Here is a 19,248-nt window from a genome sequence, read left to right as displayed (position 1 = left end):
CATGAATCAAGGGGAGTGAGATCGAGATGACAGAGACGACGAAGCAGCAAGTCCTGTTTCCTACCTATGCACGGACACCGGTGGCGTTTGTGAAGGGAGAGGGCAGCCGATTGTGGGATGAACAGGGGAAGGCTTATCTGGATTTTGTGAGTGGCCTGGCCGTGACCAACCTCGGGCATTGTCACCCGGCCGTAAAGGCCGCCTTGCATGAGCAAGTCGACCAACTGTGGCATGTGTCCAACCTGTATCAGGTTCCACAACAGGAAAAGCTTGCACAGAAGCTCATCGAAATCAGTGATGCGGACCGAGTCTTTTTCTGCAATAGTGGGGCTGAAGCCAATGAAGCGGCAATCAAACTGGCACGCAAATATCATCAAAACGTGCTTCAAACAGGGCGAAACGAAATTGTGACCTTCGAACAGTCTTTTCATGGTCGTACGCTCGCCACACTGACGGCAACCGGTCAGGATAAAGTAAAAGATGGCTTCCACCCTCTTCCGGCTGGCTTTGTATACTCACCGTATAATGATCTGGATGCATTGGCGTCCAAAATCAGCGACCGTACCTGTGCCATCATGCTTGAAATGGTACAGGGAGAAGGTGGTGTGAATCCGGCAGAGCCCTCTTTCGTACAAGGCGTAGCCGAATTGTGCCGTGAACACGGAATATTGATGATCGTCGATGAGATCCAGACAGGGATTGGCAGAACGGGCAAATGGTTCGCCTATCAGCATTACGGCATCGAGCCGGATATCGTCACCGTAGCCAAAGGGCTCGGAAACGGCTTCCCGATTGGTGCCATGCTTGGAAAGGCCCATCTGGCAGAAGCATTCGGCCCTGGCAGTCATGCCACAACGTTTGGCGGCACCCCGATCGCGTCCTCCGTCGGTCTTGCTGTACTGGAAACGATGGATCAGCAGCAGTTGATCGATCGCGTTGCGGACTTGGGCAGTCGTCTGCTTTCCAGATTGCAGGAACGGTATGGCGGACGTAAGGATGTCCTTGAGATTCGCGGAAAGGGATTGCTGATCGGGATTCAATTTGATCATGCCGTGGCCGACTATATCCAGCAGGCCAGAGAAAAGGGGCTGCTCGTCGTGCAGGCCGGACCGAATGTATTGCGTTTGTTGCCGAACTTCCTCGTGACCGAGACAGAGCTGGATGAAGCAATGACCATTCTGGAACAGGTACTGGGAACGGAAAAATAGATCCATAATCAGAAGAAGGGAGTATGATCATACCGATGACTGAAATGCCACAAACGAGTACCGTTACCTTCCATCCGGAAATAGCAGCGCAGCTGAAAGGAAGAGATCTTCTTGCGCTGGTCGACTATACACCGGAGGAAATTCAATACCTGATCGATTTTGCGATCGAACTGAAAGCGAAGCAAGAAGCAGGAGAGGTATATCATCCGCTGAAAGGGAAGACGCTCGGAATGATATTTGAAAAATCCTCTACCCGGACACGGGTGTCCTTTGAGGTCGGCATGTACCAGCTTGGCGGTCACGCCCTGTTCTTGAGCCGCAATGATTTGCAAATCGGTCGCGGGGAACCCATCTGGGATACCGGTCAAGTCATGTCCCGCTATTTGGACGGCATCATGATTCGTACCTTTGGCCACAAGAACGTCATTGATATCGCACGTGCGGCGACCATTCCGGTCATCAATGGCCTGACGGACTTGTCTCACCCGTGTCAGGCGTTGGCTGACTACCAGACGATCCAGGAGAAGAAGGGACCGCTAAAAGGACTTAAAATCGCATATATTGGCGATGGGAACAATATGGCTCATTCCCTGATGATGGGTGCAGCCAAACTCGGCATGCACATTGCAGTGGCCACGCCAGAAGGCTATGAGCCCGATCAGGAAGTGACGGAGCTGTCCATTGAACATGCTGCGCTCAATGGCGGCAAGGTTACCCTCACCCATAATCCCAAGGAAGCCGTTGCGGATGCCGATGTCATTTATACCGATGTATGGGCGAGCATGGGATTTGAAGAAGAGCAAGCAGCTCGGGAAAAGGCGTTTGCCGACTTTCAGGTGGATGAATCATTAACGGAACTGGCCAAGCCAGATTATCTGTTTATGCACTGTCTGCCTGCTCACCGTGGAGAAGAAGTGAGCGAAGGTGTGATTGATGGCGACAACAGTGTCATTTATGATCAGGCCGAAAATCGTCTTCATGCGCAGAAAGCGATCTTGGCTGCATTGATGGGATAAGCCACTTCGAAAGGCTTGCAGGGAACATACAGCATACAGTCTTAGAGGAAATATGAGTAATAAAGGGAATATTGGGATGCAGGCCAGTAGGGATGAGAGGAAATAAAATCTCGTTTGCATAGAGGAGAAAGGGTGTTTGTATTGGCAAAGCAAAAAATCGTATTGGCTTATTCCGGTGGATTGGACACTTCGGTTATATTAGCCTGGTTAAAGGAAACGTATGACGCAGAAGTGATCGCTTTCACCGCAGATATCGGGCAGAAGGAAGAATTGGACGGACTTGAGGAGAAAGCGCTGAAAACAGGAGCGTCCAAGGTGTACATTGATGACTTGAGAGAAGAATTTGCAGCCGACTTCATATATCCGATGTTTCAGGCGGGTGCGATGTATGAAGGGCAATATTTGCTTGGAACGAGCATTGCCAGACCACTTATCGCCAAACGCATGGTGGAGATTGCCCGCAAGGAAGGGGCGACCGCGATTGCACACGGGGCAACCGGAAAAGGCAACGATCAGGTTCGATTTGAGCTCGGCGTGGCAGCTCTGGCTCCGGACATTGAAGTCATTGCCCCTTGGCGCAATGCGCAATTCCGTGATCAATTCCCTGGACGTGCGGAGATGATCGCCTATGCACAGCAGCATGGCATTGATGTGACGGCTACAGCTGCCAAATCCTACTCTATGGATCGCAATTTGCTGCATATCAGCTTTGAGAGCGGTGCACTTGAGGATCCATGGTTTGATGCGACAGCTGCATCCAATCAGGATATGTACGTGCTGAGTGTATCGCCCGAAGAGGCACCGGATCAAGCCGAGTATGTCGAGCTCGCATTTGAGCAGGGGGACTGTGTCTCTATTAACGGGGAGCGATTGAATCCGCTGCAGGTGATGGAAGCACTGAATGAGCTGGGCGGCAAGCACGGCATTGGCCGGATTGATATGGTAGAGAATCGCTTTGTTGGTATGAAGAGCAGAGGCGTATACGAAACCCCAGGGGGAACAGTATTGTTCCATGCACATCGGGTGATGGAATCCCTGACCATGGATCGCGAAGTGATGAATCTGCGTGATTCCCTGATTACGCGCTACAGCACACTGGTGTACAATGGCTTCTGGTTTGCACCGGAGCGTCTCTGCTTGCAGGCACTGGTGACCGAGAGCCAGAAAAACGTCACTGGCACCGTTCGGGTGAAGCTGTACAAAGGAAACATCATGACGGCGGGCGTGAAGAGTCCGGTTAGCTTGTACAATCCGGATATCGCAACGATGGAAGCAGACCCGAGCCAGGCTTACAATCAGGACGATGCAACAGGCTTTATTCAATTGAATGCGCTGCGTCTGAAAGTATCTGCGGGCGTTCAGGGGAAATAAGCGAAATCAGATAGAGGTAAGGAAGGAGCAAGCAACGTGTCAAAATTGTGGGGAGGACGCTTTACGAAGCAAACCAACCAGTTAGTAGAGGAATATACCGCATCGATCGGTTTTGATCAGGAGTTGGCGGAGGAAGATGTACAAGGCAGCCTCGCACACGTGACCATGCTGGGGAAATGTGGCATTATCCCGGAAGAAGATGTGGAGACCATCAAGGAAGGTCTGCATAAAGTGCTGGGTAAACTTCGCCGGGGTGAAGTGGAATATTCGGTCGGTGACGAAGACATTCACATGAATATTGAACGCATGCTGATTGAGGAAGTCGGTTCAGTTGGAGGCAAGCTGCATACCGGCCGCAGCCGCAATGATCAGGTAGCGACGGATATGCACCTGTATTTGCGCCGTCGGACTGTCGAGTTCGTAGATATGCTGACCAAGCTGCAGGAAGCGCTGCTTCAGCAGGCCAGGACGCACCTGGATACCATCTTGCCGGGCTATACGCATTTGCAACGGGCTCAGCCGATCTCGTTTGCCCATCATATGATGGCCTATGTCTCTATGTTTCAGCGTGACATTGAACGGCTGCAAGACAGTGTGAAACGGATTAACCGATTGCCGCTTGGAGCGGGAGCACTGGCTGGTACTACCTTCCCGATCGATCGCCATTTTGTCGCAGAGCAGCTCGGGTTTGACGAGGTCTATGAGAATAGTCTGGATGCCGTCAGTGATCGCGATTTTATCGTGGAATTTCTCTCTGCCGCTTCCTTGATCATGATGCATCTGTCCAGATTGAGTGAGGAATTGATTATGTGGTCCAGCACCGAATTCAATTTCGTCGAACTGGATGATGCCTTCTGTACAGGCAGCAGCATCATGCCCCAGAAGAAAAACCCGGACGTGCCGGAGCTCGTTCGCGGGAAGACGGGGAGAGTCTATGGCCATCTGATTGGCTTGCTGACCTTGCTGAAATCCTTGCCGCTTGCGTACAACAAGGATATGCAGGAAGACAAGGAAGGTATGTTTGATACGGTCAAAACGTTGCAGGGCGCCTTGCAACTGTTTGCGCCTATGATCTCTACCATGAAAGTCAACGGAGAGCGCATGAGACAGGCCGTTAATCAGGACTTCTCCAATGCAACAGACATCGCTGATTATCTCGTGAACAAGGGATTGCCATTCCGACAAGCGCACGAAGTGATTGGCAAAACGGTGCTGTACTGCATTCAGCAGCAAAAGTATTTGCTTGATTTGAACCTGGATGAATTCAAGCAGTTCTCCAAATTGTTTGAGGATGACATTTATGCCGTGCTTCAGCCGGAGCAAGTGGTCAACGCACGCAATGTCTACGGGGGAACGGCCAAGCCACAGGTGGCAAAAGCCATAGAGCGTGCACAAGACCAACTGGAAGGCACCAAGCAGTGGGTCGCAGAAAAAGGAGAGCACGACCAGCGATAAGACGAACTGGTGAAGAGAAGCGATGTCCGATGGAGACGGAGCTTCTCTTTTTTTTGGTAAAGATATTTTGGTAAGGATATTTAGCGTGCTTTCATTTTGATGTTGCTGACCAGCCCAATAATGAAAGCATTTTGGATGATGATCATGCCAAAAAGATGGATCATACCTAGATCGTCTTCTATAGAAAATAGAGATCCAAGAAGTTAGAACAATACGACAGAAACAACTAATGCCGTTGTGAAGATGAAAAGAAAGAACCTCATTGATAAACCCCCTACCAAATAATCCATACTCTTATCCTCTACTTGCCAGCCCCGTTCCAGAACAGCTCCACAATGGCCTGTGCGGCATCTTGATGATTATCATACTGTTGCATCATCAGCTCCCGATTTCCCATCATGAGCATGGAGGCAAAGGCAAGGGAAAGCAGCATGGGGTCATAGTCGGCCAGATCCCCAGTCTTGATTCCTTCCTGAAATCCTTCTATCATCACATGATGGACACTGACTTCTCCCTGTCGAATTCGCTCAATTTGTTCCGCGCTGAGATGCGAGGATGCTTCCTTCATCAACGTCTCAAACTCTCCATATTCATTCCCCATCTGCACAGCGGCAATATCCAGCAATCTTTCTTTCAATGGCTTGGGTTGGGTGAGATACCGCGTGACGTGTTGCGTAATATTACGGAACATGGTGACGACGGACTCCGTAAACAGATTGGCCTTGTTGGCGTAATAGTAATACACGGTCGCCTTGGTCACACCACACTGCTTGGCAATGTGATCAAGGGAAACCTTCTCATAGCCGAACTCCATAAAAGATGCGGCAGCCGTACGCAATATGAGCAGGCTGGTCTGCTGATCCAGTTGCGGATTTTTTTTGGGTCTCCCTGGCGAACGCCTGGATTCCTGCTGCATAACCATCACCTCTTCCTTTCCCTCTTGAAAATTAACCTTCCGGTATATATAATTAGTTTGACTTCTGTTTGTATTATAGCCTGAATGATCGATATTGAAAATGAAAGCATGACGAATGGATGGGAAAAGGAGCGATATCATGGATCAGCAAGTTTCAGAGAAAAAAGGCTTAGCCAAGTTAGTAGGCGGCACCTACAGCCGCTGGATCACGTTAGGGATCTGGATTTCATTGGTGGTCATACTGAATGCTGTTTTTCCGCAAGGAAACAGTCAGACGAATGAAAATGCGCAAAATCTGGCTGATTCTCTGCCGTCGGTTCAGGCAGAACAGATCGCCAAGCAGGAATTTCCGAGTGAATCGGGCGTACCGGCGTTAATTGTGCTTCATCGGGAGAAGGGGATGACCGATGGAGATGTTCAGATTGTACAGCAGTTAACTGCTGCATTTACGCAGGAGCCACTTCCGAATCAGTCTCTTATCGTCCCGCTTCATGAACTGCCGCTGCCCGCAGTAAAAGGTCAGTTGTCAGAGGATGGCTCGACCTTCGTGCTGCCCATTTTCTTCAACAAGGAAGCCGATGTAGATCAACTGAAGGAAAGTATGGATCAATTCCAAGAGAGAGTGGATCAGATTACAAATGCAGATTTATTTGCGGCTGATGTGGACAGCAGTGAGGAATTGAGTGCACGCATCACCGGCCCTGTCGGCATCCAGATTGATGCGACTGGATTGTTCAGTGACGCCGATGTTTCCCTGCTAATTGCCACGGTCATTCTCGTACTGGTGTTCTTGTTGCTCATCTATCGATCACCTATTTTGGCTCTCATCCCGCTCGTGGCCGTCGGGTTTGCCTATGGGGTGATCAGTCCGCTGCTGGGATGGATGGCGCGTGAGGAATGGATTGTGGTCGATTCACAAGGGCTGTCCATCATGACGGTGCTGCTTTTTGGAGCCGGTACCGACTACTGTCTCTTCCTGATTGCCCGTTTCAGACAGCTCCTGATGGTCGAATCCAGCAAGACAAAAGCATTATTCCAGGCCGTAACCGGATCAACGGGCGCGATTGCCATGAGCGGCTTTACGGTCGTGATTTCATTACTGGCACTGTTGCTTGCTGATTATGGCGGTCTGAACCGTTTCGCGATTCCGTTCAGTCTGTCGATCCTCATTATGATGATCGCCAGTATTACACTTGTTCCAGCGATGCTGGCGATTATTGGCCGGACATCCTTCTTCCCGTTTGTTCCGCGCACACTGGAAATGCGGAGAGAGCGGGCACAGCGAAAAGGAAAACCGGAGCCAAAGCCGCAAAAGCCGAATCGCTTTGGCGTCATGATCGGCAACTGGATTACACAAAAGCCATGGACCGTTATTTTGGCTACGATTGTTCTGCTGGGAAGCTTTGCCGCTTTCTCGCCACAGGTCAAATATACATTCGATACATTATCCTCTTTTCCGGAAGACGTGCCTTCACGTGAAGGCTTCCAACTGATCGGAGAGCATTTTTCACAGGGAGAGCTGGCTCCGGCCAAAGTCATTGTCGATACGGAGGGGAAAGATCTTCCGCTTCAGGAGAAGCTGGGTGAGCTCGAGAAAGTGGCCAAGGTATTGGAGCCGAAATCCGGTCAAAACAATCCGGATATTGTGAGCGCAGAAGTGGAATTTACCCTGAATCCGTACGGCAACGAAGCGATGGATTTCATTCCGCTGCTGATGGAAGAGACGCGTAAGATATTACAGGATGCAGGCATTGCTGATGCCGACAGCAAGGTATGGATTGCCGGGCAAACAGCTGAACAGTATGATACGAGAGAAACAACGGATGCAGATGCCAAGCGAATCATTCCGGTTGTCATTATCATGATCGCGCTCTTGCTGCTGCTCTATCTCCGATCATTTATTGCCATGCTGTATTTGATGGGCACCGTTCTTCTCTCCTACTTCTCTGCATTGGGATTGGGATGGATCGTCATTCATTACTTTATGGGCGCCGATGCCATCCAGGGCTTCATACCGCTGTATGCCTTTGTCTTCCTTGTTGCACTGGGAGAGGATTACAATATCTTCATGGTGTCAAGCATCTGGAAGAAACGAAAACAGATGCCGCTCAAGCAAGCGATTAGAGAAGGCGTGGCCGAGACCGGCTCCGTCATTACGTCCGCGGGTCTCATTCTGGCAGGTACCTTTGCGGTATTGGCCACTCTGCCTATCCAGGTGCTCGTACATTTCGGGCTGATTACAGCCATCGGGGTCCTGCTGGATACGTTTATTGTACGACCGTTCCTGGTGCCTGCGATCACATCCGTGCTGGGCTCTCTCGCATTCTGGCCAGGCAAGCATCGTGAAGTAGAGACCGCGACTGAACAGGGAGCAACCACGCACCTGTAGACGTAGGTGAGGGATTGAGAAGGAATCTCCCCTCAGGTCGGACAGATCAGGAGAAGTAACCAAAGATCAAGACAACTCAAGACAGGTGAAGACAAATAACGAAGAGATCCGCAGCTACATGCGTGATCTCTTTCTTTTTTTCGTTATCTGCCTGCAATTTCTGTAGCCGACTTCATTCAACGAACATCAATCCGTACCGCTTCAGAATGAATGGCAAAGCCTTCACTCCGTCCCGTAGCCGGATTCCATACGGAGAAATGGGCAGTCGCCCTGATCAAGTAGCGTCCAGGCTCATCCAGTTTCAGTGTTCTCATGCCGTTGATAAAATTCTCTGTATCCGGATCATATTCCTCATGCGGCTCGATGACGGCCTCAATATCCAAGACCAGATTGACCTTTGGCTCCGTGTCTGACCAGTTGTCTGCTTCAATTTCAATGAAAATAAGTGGAGCCCCGTGGTGAATTTCATACGCCCGCTCGGAATGATTGACAAGGGCGGTTTCCACGACAAAGCGATCTCCGGCTCGAGGATGTACATCAGGTAGATGGATGGTGGTGGAAAACGTATCGGATCGAATGTGGGAGGCATGCACCACCTGCTGTTGGCATCCGGCCAGGAGAAGAAATCCCGCGAGCACAAGCATCGTCCAGCACATATTGGCTTTCATGTATGAACTAGTCTCCCCTTCATCTGCGGTGTGAATCGGATTGGACCCGAGAGGTGCTTGCTGCCTGTATATCGGCCTGCATATCGAATAGTATATGCGAATGACTGGAAAACATCACTGAAATAGGTCGGTGTCTATGCCTGCACCGCATCGATGAATAGCGTAAGACTGCTTAAGGCTGGGAGATGAAAACAGGCCCCAAAATACCATCCTCGACAATGGGCTTGTTCTGCTTCTGTGCAGGGGAGCGGGATGATGATTTCGGCTGTTCTCCGACTGCGACAAGTCTGGGTTTGGGTGCATAGCGATCCTTGGAGATAAGAGTAGAAGAGACGAGATTTCCCTGTCTGAACAGATCGCGTGTGGTCTGCACTTCATATCCGGTTTTCCCCTGACTCAGTACCCTGGACTGGCCTTTCCCAAGTGAAGACTGATAGACGAATTTGTCCGGAGGCGGCAACGTATTCACGATCTCGGATCGGATATGATAACGAACCGCGGGGTCCCGTTTGCCGAACAATTTGACCGTCAGCTTCTTGTCAGCTGTTTCTGTATGAATCAGCACCGAGGAATGGGTCTGATTGCGAATTCGAAAATTGATAGAGCCGGACGCAAAGGTCGCATCCTGCCCCAGAGGAACATAGGACACAGGCAAGGAATGCGGCTGTCTCTCTATCACTTCAAGTCCATATAGCAGAGCGGCATTGTAGAGCGTAGAGGAGACCTGACAAATGCCTCCGCCTACCCCGGGCACCAGCTTGCCATTAACGATGACCGGAGCCTCCCGAAAACCGTACGTGGAACGCGTAAGATCAATCACCTCCTGATAGTCAAAAATATCACCGGGATGGAGCACCATCTTATCTATAGTGGCGGCTGTCTTCTCAATGTTGTGAACCCGTCCGGCGGAAGACCGAGTGTATGAAGTCGTGTATTGGCTCACTTTCTGCTCAATTTGTTCATTTTTTAGCGACTGAATTGTCGATTCCGGTGCGAACTGCTGTACAGGGATGGAAATAGCCTCCTGAATCTCAGGTGGCTGAAGGGGTTGCTGTTCAAGTTGTTGAAGCAGCAATTCACGCACCTGCTCTTTAAAGCTCGATCGATCAATTCGCCACGCGATGGTTTCCGGTTCATAGGAAATGCGATCATAGCGGTCGATCACACGCTTGGCAGGCAGAGGCTCTTCCTGCTCCATCTCACCAAACTGACGTTTCCAGAACGCTTCGAGGATAGAAGAATTCCACTGAATGTGGAAAGCATGTGACGTATCCTCCAAATGTTTGCGATGTCTGGCCCTTTGCCAGATGGAGCCATGAGTGAGCAGGGACAGTTCCCGCATCACAGCATCCACATTCACAGATAAACCCAGCTCTTGACCGGTTACGGTTAGGTTGGTGCCATAGAGGGCATGGGACAGCGTCAGGGTGAAGGTTCGCTGTTCGAGTGTCGTATTGAAATGGTGCAGCTGCTCACGTACCTGCTGCACGTGCAGTTGATCGATGACTTGGCCGTGCAGTTTCATGCCTTTAGGCAGCTTGGGCGAATGGGCGTAGACGGTCAGCCCGACCAGACTGCCTGCAGCCAAGATCGTGATGCATAACAACCCGAGCAGGAGCCATTTCACCTGAGCTCGCCATTTGAATACGGACATCGCACATTCACCATCCATTTGGCTTTATTGCCACATATGTATGTCAGACAACCTCTTTTTAACACCAATAGATTGGAAACATTTGCTTGTCGAAACTCGGCCTATTGAACCATTTTGTCAATAGGTGTCTATGCTATAATAACGATAGATTTATTCGGATATGCCATTTTCTGCTTCGTGTGCGATCATCTATGCCAACAGGGAAAGAAGTGCATGTATTTCGCGGAATTTTAGCGCAATTTGAGAGGATTTCTGCACGGTGTGTCGAAAGGTATTAATGGGTAACCCGATGAGGAGATGTGATCAGATTGATAGAAATGCAAGACGTGTGGAAGACCTACCCGAACCATCATTCTGCAATCCAGGGCATTAATATAAAAATAGATCGAAATGAATTTGTCTATGTCGTCGGTCCTTCCGGTGCTGGTAAATCAACTTTTATGAAAATGATGTATCGGGAAGTCAAGCCTACCAAAGGCCATATTCATGTCAATGGCTTCAATCTCGCTAAGCTGAAGCAGCGTAAAATCCCGTATATCAGACGGAATATCGGGGTTATCTTTCAGGATTTCAGATTGCTCCCGCAACTTACCGTCTATGAAAATGTCGCGTTTGCAATGGAGGCGATTGAAGCCCCGCGCAAGCAAATCAAGAAAAGAACGATGGAAGTTCTGGATCTCGTCAAGTTAAAGCATAAATCAAAGTCCATGCCGAACCAGCTCTCTGGCGGAGAGCAGCAGCGCGTCTCGATCGCGCGGGCCATTGTGAACAGCCCTGCTGTGATTATTGCAGACGAGCCTACCGGTAATCTGGACCCCGAGACTTCCGTTGGCATCATGAACCTGCTGGAGGAAATTAACCTGCGGGGTACCACCATCGTAATGGCAACGCATAATCGAGACATTGTGAACAACTACCGGAAGCGAGTAATCGCCATCGAGGGCGGGAAGATCGTGCGGGACGAATATAGAGGTGAATACGGATATGAAGATTAGCACCCTGGGGAGACACTTCCGTGAAGGCTCTAAAAATGTATTCCGCAACGGCTGGATGTCATTTGCTTCTGCAAGTGCGATTGCCATTTCATTGTTTATCCTGGGCGTATTTTTACTGCTGGCGCTCAATGTGGGGCACATGACAGAGGAAATCGAGGGTCAGGTAGAGATTCGGGTGTTCCTGGATGTTGTTGTTGATCAGGAGCAGCGCAATCAGCTGCAAAATGAAATCGGTGCGATCCCCGAAGTGACGAAGGTCACCTTCATCTCCAAGGAAGAGGGTATGCTGCAGCTGCGGGACAAGCTTGGTGAAGTCGTGGAGGGACTGGATGGGGACAACAATCCACTACCGGACTCCTTTGCCGTTGAAGTGCAGGACCCGAAGCAGGTAGCAGAGATTTCGGACAAAATCATGCAAATGAACGAAGGAAAGGAAATTCCGCCCGTTACCGATGTGAAATATGGTGAAGGTATGGTCGAGAAGCTGTTTATGGTCACCAATACCATCCGTTGGGTGGGGATTATTCTGGTCGTCGGATTGGCTTTCACGGCGATGTTCCTCATTGCCAATACGATCAAACTGACCATATTGAGCCGACGCAAGGAAATTTCCATTATGAAACTGGTGGGTGCGACCAATAGCTTTATACGCTGGCCGTTCTTCATCGAAGGTGCTTTGCTTGGATTTATTGGATCGTTAATTCCGGTTCTGTTGTTGTTATATGGATACAATCAATTGTTCAATTATATTCAGCAAGACACGGGACTGCTATATATCAGCCTGATCCCAAGTTCAGAGATTGTCTATTCAGTCGGAGGCCTCTTGATGGCGATTGGAATTATTATCGGAGTATGGGGAAGCACATTGTCCGTACGCAAATATTTAAAGGTATAGAGAAGGAGGAGCGCATTTGAAAAAGGTAGCCATCTGGAGTCTCTTTGCTGCCCTCATTGTCGCATCATTTACTTTTACTGACCAAGGTACTGCCAAAACCAGTATTTCTCAACTGGACAAAGAGATTGCCGCGCTCAGACAACAACAGCAAAATGCAAAGCAAAATGCCGAGGAAGCCATGAACAAGATGTCCTCTCTTGAGGTGGAGATACAGACAGCGGAAGCCGATCTGGATCAAATCATGGATGAAATCGAAGAAACTGATCTTAGATTAAGAAAGACGCAGCAGCGCATTCAGCAAACGGAAACCCAGCTTTCAGATGCAGAAACGCGCCTGGCTGATGCACAAGCGCGTATCGTAGCGCGTGATGAGAAGTTGAAATCCAGACTGAAGATCATGTATATGAACGGGGATGTCTCCTATTTGGAAGTGTTGCTCGAATCGACGAGCTTTGCTGATTTCCTCGATCGATTTGATGGCTTGAAGTCCTTGGTAGATCAGGACAAGGATATTCTGGAACAGAACAAGCGGGACGAACAGATCGTTCTGGATCAAAAGCTGGAGATTGAAGGGCTGTTGGCCTCGCTGACCGAGGATTATCAGCAAATGGAAGATATCCGGTACCAGCTTGCGCTGAAAGAGAAGAAGAAAGCCGTCATGATCGCAGGCATGGAGGAAGAGCATCACCATCTGGAAAGCTATGGGGAAGAGATGGACGAGCTGCTCAGACAAACCGCCAGCCAAATCTCCAAGAAAGCCAACGAGAAGAGAAAACTGGAGGAAGAAGAACGGGCTCGTGCAGCAGCAGCAGCTGCGGCTGCAGCCGAAGCAGCGAGAAAGAAAAATGCAACGAAGAATCATACAAATAACAATACCAACCAAGTCGTCACCGCAAATAGTGGCGGAGAGTTCGGTTATCCGTTAGATCAATGGTATCCTAAAACCTCCAACTTCGGGTATCGGGTCGATCCGATTACGGGTGCCAAAAGTGCCTTTCACGGTGGCACAGATATCGGAGCGCCAGGCGGCACTACAATTGTGGCTTCTGCATCTGGAACCGTCATCCATGCCGATGCGTGGAGCTCGTTTGGAAACATTGTCATTATCGATCACCATAACGGCTACTGGACTTATTACGCCCACATGAGCCGCATTTCCGTGAAGAATGGTCAGGTTGTGGATCGCGGACAAAAGATCGGGGAAGTTGGAACAACCGGAAGATCGACAGGCAATCACCTTCACTTCGAAATTCGCAAAGATGAAGGCAGAGAACGTATCGATCCAGCATCGTTTATCAATTTTAACTAACATAGAAAAATAGCAATGGCCTCATATCAAGCTCCCATAAGCAAACATATTTTGTACGAGCCCCTCATATACTAAACAGATTATGGAGATCGAAGGGCTAAGGTGGTGGAAAGAAATGATCAAGAACAGACGTACTGTTGCTGTGATGGTCATCATTTCAATGCTTGCGGGCAGCATGTTGACACTCTTGATTCCCAATGTGATGGACGCATGGGAATCTTCTGTTTTTCATGATTCCCAGCAAGGGGTACCTGAAATGGAGGAAGCACAGCCGCCATTTTGGAAACAGAATGGCATGACCGAGCAGCAGATGCAAAAAATTGCAACAACCTATCGTCTGATCCAAAATAAATACGTGGAGAAGATGGATGGCAATGAAGTCATAGACGGTGCAATTACCGGAATGCTGGATTCGCTGAAGGATCCTTACTCCGTATATATGGATACAGAGCAGGCCGAGCAATTCAATGAAACCGTCTTTGAATCCCAGTTCTCCGGAATTGGAGCCGAGGTCACCATGGATGAGGGCAAAGTAACGATCATGGCGCCGATCAAGGGCTCACCAGCAGAGCGAGCGGGATTATTGCCCAAGGATGTTATCCTTTCAGTCAATGGGGAGAAGCTGCTGGGCTTGACACTCAATGAAGCGGTAGCCAAAATTCGAGGCCCGAAAGGGACGCAGGCGAAACTGGAAATCGTGCGTGGTACACAGTCAGAACCGATGGAGATCATTGTCGTTCGCGATGATATCGATATCAACACCGTATTCACTGAGATGCTCGATAATGGAATCGGCTATATGGATATTCGGCAATTTGCATTAAATACAGGCACAAGTTTTGAGGAGCAGTTGGCGGAGCTGGAGAAGCAAAATATGAAGGGACTCATCATTGATTTGCGCAACAACCCGGGTGGCGTTCTGTCCGTCGTTATCAGCATGGTGCAGAAATTTGTACCTGCCGGTGAGATCGTTGTACAGGTCGAGGATGCGAGTGGTCAGAGACAACAGGAAAAATCGAAGGATGGTTCCAAGACCTACCCAGTTGTTGTGATTATCAATGAAGGAAGTGCGAGTGCCTCGGAAATTATGGCTGCAGCGCTTCAGGAATCAGCCGGCATGCAAGTCGTCGGAATGCCTTCCTTTGGCAAAGGGACCGTACAATCCACCTTTGATAGCGGGGGAGAAGACGGAAGTTCCTTGAAGATGACGATTGCGAAGTGGCTCACGCCAAATGGGAATGACATTAACAAAAAAGGTGTTCAGCCCGATGTGAAAGTGGAACTGCCTGATTATTTTCAGGCCACCATCCTGCCCAAGGATGAGGAACTGCAGTACGATGACAACAATGGACAAGTGCGGAGTTTGCAGTTGATGTTGACCGCGCTTGGCTACAAAACCGACCGGACGGACGGCTATTTCAGTGAACAGACGAAACTGGCTGTAAGAGCTTTTCAAAAAATCGAGCAGCTTCCGATGGATGGCATCGTGAATGAAAAAACAGCCACCCGCATTGAAGAGAAATACATTGAAAAACTTCGTTTGCCGGAGAGCGACCTTCATCTGCAAAAAGCGATCGAGGTCATGAACAACCGTCTCAATCCGTAAAAATGAACGCAGGATTGCAGAAGGAATTACCCTTGTATGGAGCGAAGTAAGAGAGGTTGAGAATCGGCTCAGCCTCTCTTTATTTTGTTACGGCCCATGGCATGGATAAAAGTATGAACATAAGGAGTCAGGCATTATGATGGAAATTGCTTCTGAAGTGTGGGGACAGGGACTGCGTGCCCTGCTGCATCTTGTACTGCACCCGTTATATATGTTGTCGATCCTGTTCGTTATTTTGCAGGTTCGCAGGCAGATTTATCTGGAACGAAAAATGTTTCATACCAAACTCCAGGCCTTCATTCCCTATACCGTTCGGATTGTGTTATGGGGCATACTGGCAGGTGCGATAGCTTCGATCATCCTGTCTTTTCTGGCGGCAGGGTTCAGCTTTACCACCCTCGCTGCCATTTGGATTCTAGCGATGGTTATGGTCCTTTTTCAGGCGAGATATGTGTGCATGGCGTATGGAGCAGGCTTGCTGGCTGTAATGCAGGCCGTGGTGCTCCTTTTCCCTCAGCTGTTGGAGGTATCTTATCTGGGATGGTGGGCCAGACAGATTGAAGAAGTATCGGTGGCCGCTCTCCTGGCGTTGACCGCTGTACTGCATATCATCGAGGGGTATTTTTTACGCTTGCCAAAGGCCCGAATGGAAAGCCCTTTATTTCTGGAAGGGAAGCGCGGTAAGATCGTGGGCGGCTATCAGGTCAATGGCTATTGGCCAGTGCCACTGCTACTGCTGGTTCCCTCGGGAAGTGGTTTTGAGCTGCCATGGTCACCGCTGCTCGTGGGGGATGGATGGAGTGATGGCATGTCTCTGATTGCCTTTCCCGTTCTGATTGGGTTCGGCGAAACTGTCAAATCCGGACTGCCTGCTGAGAAAATGAAACGGGCTTCGTTCATGCTCGCTGTATATGGACTGTTTGTCCTGGGCACTTCATTCCTGGTTCAGCTGTCACCGATTATCATGCTCATTGCGGGCCTGTTGACCGTAGGGGTGCATGAATGGATGATTCGCAGGGCACAATGGCGTGAGGAAGAACAACCGCCTTATTTTATTCATGGTTCAGATGGATTGAAGATTCTCGCGGTCATTCCGGGTACGCCGGCAGACAAGCTTGGACTCATGGCTGGCGAAATCGTGACGAAAGTGAACGGTATACCCGTTCGCAGCAAGGAACAGCTCCATGAAGCGCTTGCTGCCCAGTCTGCGTTTTGCAAACTGGAAGTCAAGGATCACCGTGGAGAAGTGCGATTTTTGCAAAGAGCCATTTATGCAGGAGAGCATCATCAGTTGGGCCTTATCTTGTCACCGGACGAAGATGCACCGGGATATGTCTCCTTTCAGTCGCACGGCTTGGCCGCGTTTCTGAAGCGAAGCGCATCGGGCTGGAAATCCCGATCCAAAGCATCCGCCAATGAGCATCAACCTCCCTTTACAGGGTGATGACCGCAACCCCATAAAGGAGTAAACATAGAACATTAGACAGGCTATATGTATGATGAAACCGGTGCTAGCACAGTCCGGTTTTTTTATTTGTATGGAAAGCTCGGCTTCATTTGCATGCTTTACCCATATTCAGTATAATAGGAGAATATGGGAACACATATTCTTATGTCATCGTTTGCAGATTCAAAGTTCCGCAGTATGTTCATATAGAGAGCAAGGAGAAAGGATAAATGCGAGAGCGGCATTTATGACTTAGAAGGGAGGAACATGCGGTTCATGTCAGATATCGTATGGAGTCAGAAGCGTTTCGAGTTGGAATCCGAATATGAGCCACAAGGGGATCAGCCAAAGGCGATTGACGAACTGGTGAGACGGATTGATCATCGTGAGAAGCATGTCACACTACTCGGGGCTACAGGGACAGGCAAGACTTATACCATTGCCAACACCATTGCCCGCCTGAATCGCCCTACCTTAGTTATTGCGCACAATAAAACATTGGCTGCCCAGCTAACCAGTGAGTTCAAGGAGTTTTTCCCCAACAATGCGGTAGAGTATTTCGTCAGCTATTACGATTACTATCAGCCAGAGGCATACATGCCTTCTACCGATACGTATATCGAGAAGGATTCCAGCATTAACGACGAGATCGACAAGCTGCGCCACTCGGCTACCAGCTCTCTCTTTGAGCGACGCGATGTAATTATTGTGGCCAGTGTCTCTTGTATCTACGGCCTCGGTTCTCCGACGGAGTACCGTGATCTGGTCGTTTCGTTGCGAGTGGGCATGGAGAAGCCACGCAATGAAATCTTGCACCGTCTGGTCGATGTACAGTATCAGCGTAATGACATCAACTTTACTCGGGGGACCTTTCGTGTTCGCGGAGATGTGGTGGAGATTTTCCCGGCATCGAAGAGCGAGCATGCCGTTCGGGTGGAGTTTTTTGGTGATGAGATCGACCGCATTACGGAAATAGACGTATTGACGGGCGAAATTATCGCAGAGAGAGAGCATATTGCCATCTTCCCTGCTTCTCACTTTGTGACCCACCAGGACAAAATGAAGCTGGCTGTTCGCAATATAGAGCGAGAGCTGGAAGAGCAACTGGCTCATTTCAAGGAAGAAGGCAAGCTGCTGGAAGCACAACGTCTGGAGCAACGAACTCGTTATGATATCGAAATGATGCTGGAAATGGGTTTCTGTTCCGGGATCGAAAACTATTCCGGACCGCTTACCTTCCGAGAACGAGGGGCGACCCCGTACACGTTATTTGATTATTTCCCTGATGATTTTCTGGTTGTGATTGATGAATCGCATGTGACCCTTCCCCAGATCCGGGCGATGTACAATGGGGACCAGGCTCGCAAACAAGTGTTAGTGGATCATGGCTTCCGTCTTCCTTCGGCCAAGGATAACCGTCCGATGCGCTTTGAGGAGTTTGAAGACAAAGTCAATCAGGCGGTCTTTGTCTCCGCGACGCCAGGTCCGTATGAGCTCGAGCACTGTCCGGCGATGGTAGAACAGATTATTCGCCCGACCGGTCTGCTTGATCCCGTTATTGAAGTGCGTCCGACAAAAGGTCAGATTGATGATCTGATTGCCGAGATCCGGGATCGGATGGAGAAAGATGAGCGGGTGCTCGTTACGACGCTCACGAAAAAAATGTCCGAGGATTTGGCCGATTACCTGAAAGAGATCGGCATCAAGGTGAAATATCTGCATTCCGATATCAAAACCCTGGAACGCATGCAGTTGCTGCGTGATCTCAGACTCGGCGTAATTGATGTGCTGATCGGCATTAACTTGCTTCGTGAAGGGCTTGATTTGCCAGAGGTTTCCCTGGTGGCCATTCTCGATGCAGACAAGGAAGGCTTCCTGCGATCGGATCGATCGCTGATCCAGACGATCGGACGGGCGGCTCGAAATGCCGATGGACGTGTCGTCATGTACGGAGACAAAATAACCGATTCCATGTCCAGAGCCATAGAGGAAACCAAGCGGAGAAGATCGTTGCAGATTGCCCATAATGAAGCACATGGCATTACCCCTCAGACGATCAAGAAAAAGATCCGTGAAGTGATTGAAGCGACGAAAGTAGCGGAGCAGAAGGCAGACTACTTAACGCAGGATAAAGAAATCAGCAAGCTGTCCAAGAAAGACCGCCAAGCGGTGATTGAACGTCTTGAGCAAGAGATGAAAGAAGCAGCCAAAAACCTGCAGTTTGAACGGGCAGCTGAGCTTCGTGATGCGCTGCTGGAACTCAAGGCACAGTCCTGAGCGGACTACAGGGATTGATTGCAAGTTCACATAAATTGAAAG

14 protein-coding genes are annotated in these 19,248 nt (G+C 49.6%); 11 read left to right on the top strand and 3 right to left on the bottom strand.

Annotated features, from left to right (window positions below):
* Positions 1-26: 26 nt before the first annotated feature.
* From ACFSUC_RS10055 to argH, 4 genes are all read left to right on the top strand, one after another.
* Positions 27-1,208: an acetylornithine transaminase gene (locus ACFSUC_RS10055; protein ID WP_379929419.1), complete on the top strand. Its 1,182-nt coding sequence runs from the start codon at positions 27-29 to the stop codon at positions 1,206-1,208.
* Positions 1,209-1,243: 35 nt separating this feature from the next.
* Positions 1,244-2,224 carry an ornithine carbamoyltransferase gene (gene argF / locus ACFSUC_RS10050; protein WP_379929418.1) on the top strand — a complete coding sequence of 327 codons (981 nt, stop codon included), beginning with the start codon at positions 1,244-1,246 and terminating at the stop codon, positions 2,222-2,224.
* 141 nt (positions 2,225-2,365) lie between these two features.
* On the top strand, positions 2,366-3,595 hold the full coding sequence (locus ACFSUC_RS10045) for an argininosuccinate synthase (RefSeq protein ID WP_379929417.1): 1,230 nt from the start codon (positions 2,366-2,368) through the stop codon (positions 3,593-3,595).
* Between the two features lie 36 nt (positions 3,596-3,631).
* Positions 3,632-5,050, top strand: a complete 1,419-nt coding sequence (gene argH / locus ACFSUC_RS10040; protein ID WP_379929416.1) for an argininosuccinate lyase — start codon at positions 3,632-3,634, stop codon at positions 5,048-5,050.
* 301 nt (positions 5,051-5,351) lie between these two features.
* On the opposite strand, the gene ACFSUC_RS10035 is transcribed toward argH, so the two are convergent.
* Complete coding sequence (locus tag ACFSUC_RS10035) at positions 5,352-5,966, bottom strand: TetR/AcrR family transcriptional regulator (protein ID WP_379929415.1); 615 nt, start codon at positions 5,964-5,966, stop codon at positions 5,352-5,354.
* A 139-nt stretch (positions 5,967-6,105) separates the two neighbouring features.
* Between ACFSUC_RS10035 and ACFSUC_RS10030 the strand changes: the two genes are divergently transcribed.
* Entirely contained in the window at positions 6,106-8,355 is a 2,250-nt protein-coding gene (locus ACFSUC_RS10030) for an MMPL family transporter (RefSeq protein WP_379929414.1), read from the top strand.
* Positions 8,356-8,531: 176 nt separating this feature from the next.
* Here the strand turns inward: ACFSUC_RS10030 and ACFSUC_RS10025 are convergent, their stop codons facing one another.
* Together ACFSUC_RS10025 and ACFSUC_RS10020 are read right to left on the bottom strand one after the other, a co-directional pair.
* A complete protein-coding gene (locus ACFSUC_RS10025) occupies positions 8,532-9,023 on the bottom strand; it encodes a hypothetical protein (protein ID WP_379929413.1) in 492 nt (163 codons plus the stop codon).
* A gap of 172 nt (positions 9,024-9,195) precedes the next feature.
* Positions 9,196-10,677 (bottom strand): VanW family protein, encoded by a 1,482-nt coding sequence (locus tag ACFSUC_RS10020; RefSeq protein WP_379929412.1) that lies wholly within the window; start codon positions 10,675-10,677, stop codon positions 9,196-9,198.
* 308 nt (positions 10,678-10,985) lie between these two features.
* Here ACFSUC_RS10020 and ftsE point away from each other — a divergent pair, with 308 nt between their 5' ends.
* The 6 genes from ftsE to uvrB all read left to right on the top strand — a co-directional run bounded on the left by ftsE (position 10,986) and on the right by uvrB (position 19,206).
* On the top strand, positions 10,986-11,672 hold the full coding sequence (gene ftsE, locus ACFSUC_RS10015) for a cell division ATP-binding protein FtsE (RefSeq protein ID WP_379929411.1): 687 nt from the start codon (positions 10,986-10,988) through the stop codon (positions 11,670-11,672).
* The gene (ftsX, locus tag ACFSUC_RS10010; protein WP_379929410.1) at positions 11,662-12,567 is read left to right on the top strand and encodes a permease-like cell division protein FtsX; all 906 of its coding nucleotides are present in this window, start codon (positions 11,662-11,664) and stop codon (positions 12,565-12,567) included. Before ftsE ends, ftsX begins: the two co-directional genes overlap by 11 nt.
* A 16-nt stretch (positions 12,568-12,583) precedes the next feature.
* Positions 12,584-13,876, top strand: coding sequence for a murein hydrolase activator EnvC family protein (locus ACFSUC_RS10005; RefSeq protein WP_379929409.1), 1,293 nt, complete (start codon positions 12,584-12,586; stop codon positions 13,874-13,876).
* Positions 13,877-13,991: 115 nt separating this feature from the next.
* Positions 13,992-15,482: a S41 family peptidase gene (locus tag ACFSUC_RS10000; RefSeq protein ID WP_379929408.1), complete on the top strand. Its 1,491-nt coding sequence runs from the start codon at positions 13,992-13,994 to the stop codon at positions 15,480-15,482.
* A 136-nt stretch (positions 15,483-15,618) separates the two neighbouring features.
* Positions 15,619-16,926: a PDZ domain-containing protein gene (locus ACFSUC_RS09995; protein ID WP_379929407.1), complete on the top strand. Its 1,308-nt coding sequence runs from the start codon at positions 15,619-15,621 to the stop codon at positions 16,924-16,926.
* A gap of 279 nt (positions 16,927-17,205) precedes the next feature.
* Entirely contained in the window at positions 17,206-19,206 is a 2,001-nt protein-coding gene (gene uvrB / locus ACFSUC_RS09990; RefSeq protein WP_379929406.1) for an excinuclease ABC subunit UvrB, read from the top strand.
* Positions 19,207-19,248: the final 42 nt, after the last annotated feature.

The sequence above is a fragment of the Marinicrinis sediminis genome (genome assembly GCF_042685085.1).
Classification (GTDB): Bacteria; Bacillota; Bacilli; order Paenibacillales; family KCTC-33676; genus Marinicrinis; species Marinicrinis sediminis.
This window is presented reverse-complemented; position numbering and strand designations above follow the sequence as displayed.